2 protein-coding genes and 2 pseudogenes are annotated in these 2,848 nt (G+C 61.2%); 1 reads left to right on the top strand and 3 read right to left on the bottom strand.

Features of this window, described 5'->3' with window-relative positions; translation table 11 throughout:
- Nucleotides 1–3: 3 nt before the first annotated feature.
- A pseudogene (locus A1351_RS25715) lies at nucleotides 4–237 on the top strand (transposase); the annotation flags it as partial.
- A gap of 30 nt (nucleotides 238–267) precedes the next feature.
- Here the strand turns inward: A1351_RS25715 and A1351_RS03020 are convergent.
- From A1351_RS03020 to A1351_RS25580, 3 genes and pseudogenes are all read right to left on the bottom strand, one after another.
- Nucleotides 268–2,340: a recombinase family protein gene (locus A1351_RS03020; protein WP_064032140.1), complete on the bottom strand. Its 2,073-nt coding sequence runs from the start codon at nucleotides 2,338–2,340 to the stop codon at nucleotides 268–270.
- Nucleotides 2,327–2,506 (bottom strand): hypothetical protein, encoded by a 180-nt coding sequence (locus A1351_RS03015; RefSeq protein ID WP_024881891.1) that lies wholly within the window; start codon nucleotides 2,504–2,506, stop codon nucleotides 2,327–2,329. Before A1351_RS03015 ends, A1351_RS03020 begins: the two co-directional genes overlap by 14 nt.
- A gap of 117 nt (nucleotides 2,507–2,623) precedes the next feature.
- Nucleotides 2,624–2,848 (bottom strand): annotated as a pseudogene (locus A1351_RS25580) (hypothetical protein); the annotation flags it as partial.

The following is a 2,848-nucleotide window of genomic DNA, read 5'->3' as shown; positions in this document are numbered from 1 at the left end:
GAGATCCGGGGCAAAGAGGCGCCGATCCGGCAGAGCGTTCGCGCCGAGCGGTCGCGGCCTCTCGTCGTCGAGCTCGAAGATTTTTTGCGCGCCCAGACAGCACGCCTCTCCGGCCGCAGCGATATGGGCAAGGCCGTCGCCTATCTTCTGAACCATTGGGTCGGGCTGACCCTGTTCCTCGACGACGGCCGCGTCGAGATGGACACCAACCTCGTCGAAAATCAGATTCGGCCGCTGACGATGCGTGAGTCATTGTGCGCCCCTTCTTCAAGTATCTGGAAACATTGGAAGCGTGTCCGCGTCAACAGCGCGACACGGGCGGCCTTTACGGGCCACCGCGGTTTTCACCGGGTCCGACGCCAAGTCGTCGGCCCGTATTTGATGCGGGGCTCCGGCGACAACCTGCACCGCAGGAAGGACACCCGTTTTGATCAGGCGCCGAATCGTATGGTGTGTGACGTCTAACAGCTTTGCCGCCTCCCTCATGGTGAGCCATTCGCCGTCCTTTTCCGCAGATCGATAGGCATGGATTCCGCGCACGCGTCGAACGGAAGCAACGCGATGCGCTGTCCAGGTTTTGCCTTGGCCTGTGGGCATGCCCATTCGATTGAGCGACGCGGCGATATGCTCGTCCGACCAGCGACCGGCCATGCTGCGCATCACCGCCAAAGCGTCCTCGGTAGTTGCGCATCCATGCTCACCAGCCCGTGGTTTACGGACACGCAGTTCGGAATGCTGACCGCCGCGCCAATGAATCGTGAGCACGACCTCGCGCGCCTCATCGTCGACGTCGACGATAATGTCGGCGATCAGTGTCCGCAGCAGTTTCTGTCGGGCGCGCATCGTAACATTCGGCGCATGCCATGCTGCCGATAAGTTGTCTGCGAGGTTCGAGAATGCGCTCGGGTCGACCTCGATGTTTGACGTCCGTTCCGCGGGCTGGCGTATTTCCAGGTCCCGGACACGCCGCAGCGCCGTCTCCCAGTTTTTTTCTAACTGCGCAGCGATCATACGATTGTCAGGATCACAGGCGGCGTAACGACGCTCGGCCAGACTCGCCTCATAACGAGCCTGCTGCATTTCCATGTCGAGGATGCGTTGCTGGTCTTCCTGTTGTTCCCGGTGCATCCGCTCCGCCTCAAACGCCGCTTCGATCGCCATTGGCTCCACCGCCAGCAACAACTCTCGGGAGACAGCCGCGTCGACCCGCGGGCCGCCAAAGGTCATGCACCGTGGCAGCCCCATCATAAGGTTTGGCTTGTCGCAGCGATACACCGGCCGGCTCTGAGGATTGCCCGTATACGCGACGCTCAGTCGTCGTCCGCACCGCCGGCAAGTCATCACGCCCGACAGAAGCGCCTTGCCGCCCCGGCCGGACTTCACGCCTCCGGCACTGCCATAATTGTTGAGAGCGAGCTGCTTCTGGTTGCGCTCATATTCCGCCCAGTCGATATAGCCTTCGTGATGATCCTTGATCATCACCTCCCATGTCCCGATCGGCTTGCCATGGCCGTAGCTTCGCCGCGCCCTTCCGTCGACAATGGAGGTGCGTTTCTCACTTTTCCCGTAAACGTAAACCCCTGCGTAGAAGGGATTCTTGAGAACGGCGATCACGTTACGGTAGCGGATCGGCGTCCAGTCGAAGCTCGTCATGCGGCCCTCGTCAGAGGGGCGTGGGAAGTGGATTTGATCGGCTTTCATCGAGAGCAGCACCTGGCGCGCGCTCCCGAGTTTTTGAAAGCGGACGAAGATGACGCGAATAACCTCCTGGAGGCGCTGATCTGGATCAAGGCCGAGCCCGGCTTCCCGGTGCCAGATGTAGCCGAAGGGAACCGACAAGCGCAGCTCGCCCCGGCCGGCCTTGGACCGGGCGGCGTCCAACATCCGGGTGCGTAGCACGCCGAGTTCGAACTCGCTGATGCTGCCTTTCATGCCAAGAAGAAGGCGATCATTGGGGCGACACGGGTTATAGACCCCCTCGCCATCAATGACGCGGGCTTCGACGAGCCCACACAATTCAAGCAGGTGATGCCAATCGCGGCCGTTTCGCGCGAGCCTGGACGCATCGAAGCACAAAACAGCGCCGACCTTCCCGGCGCACAGCCACGCCACCAAGCGGTCGAAGCCGGGGCGCGCCACCGTTCCGCTCGCCGACCGGCCGAGATCGTCGTCGATGATTTCAACATCCACGAAACCGTGTTGGCGGGCGACATCGACCAGATCATATTGACGCCGTTTGCCCTCCAGATTGGTCATCACCTGGGATTGCGTTGACTGGCGTACGTAGACGACAGCCTTCCTCTTGAGGATGACCGCCGGAATGATTTCAGCGCTTGTCATCGTCAAGCTCCTCGACGCTGAGGCCGGCTGCCTGCATCAGGATCTGAGCCAACGCCAAAATGATCTCGTCCCGCTCCGCCGAGCCGAGCCTTTCCAGCCTGGTGTTGTCGAATAACAGGGTCAACTGCCGAGCCGGCTCCACTGCCGGCGCTTTGGGAGACTGCATTGCCTTCCTCCGGAACGATCGCAATATCGCTCCGGCACTGTGCGGGATTGATCGCACCTATCAACACTCGCTCCAACTCGACGAGGGCGGCCACATCGACACGCGGGCCGCCAAGCGTCATTCCGGCGCAGATGGCGGGATCAAGCATCCAGCCTGCCATCGAGACCACAACGCCGGCAGGCCCCAGCACTTTGAGAAATTGCCCAGTTGCTCGCTGCTCCACCCGACGTACAGCAACCTTGCTGCCAAAATACGGATGCCACCGGTAATGGACTTCCAACTCCTGCCCGACATGGGCAGAATGAACGGGTGATGGCTCTCAGTCGCAAAAACGCTCTCTTC

Origin of the sequence: Methylosinus sp. R-45379, from assembly GCF_001644125.1 — a bacterium.
Taxonomy (GTDB): Bacteria; Pseudomonadota; Alphaproteobacteria; order Rhizobiales; family Beijerinckiaceae; genus Methylosinus.
Note: the sequence above shows the minus strand (reverse complement) of the source record. Positions and strands in the feature narration are given on the sequence as shown.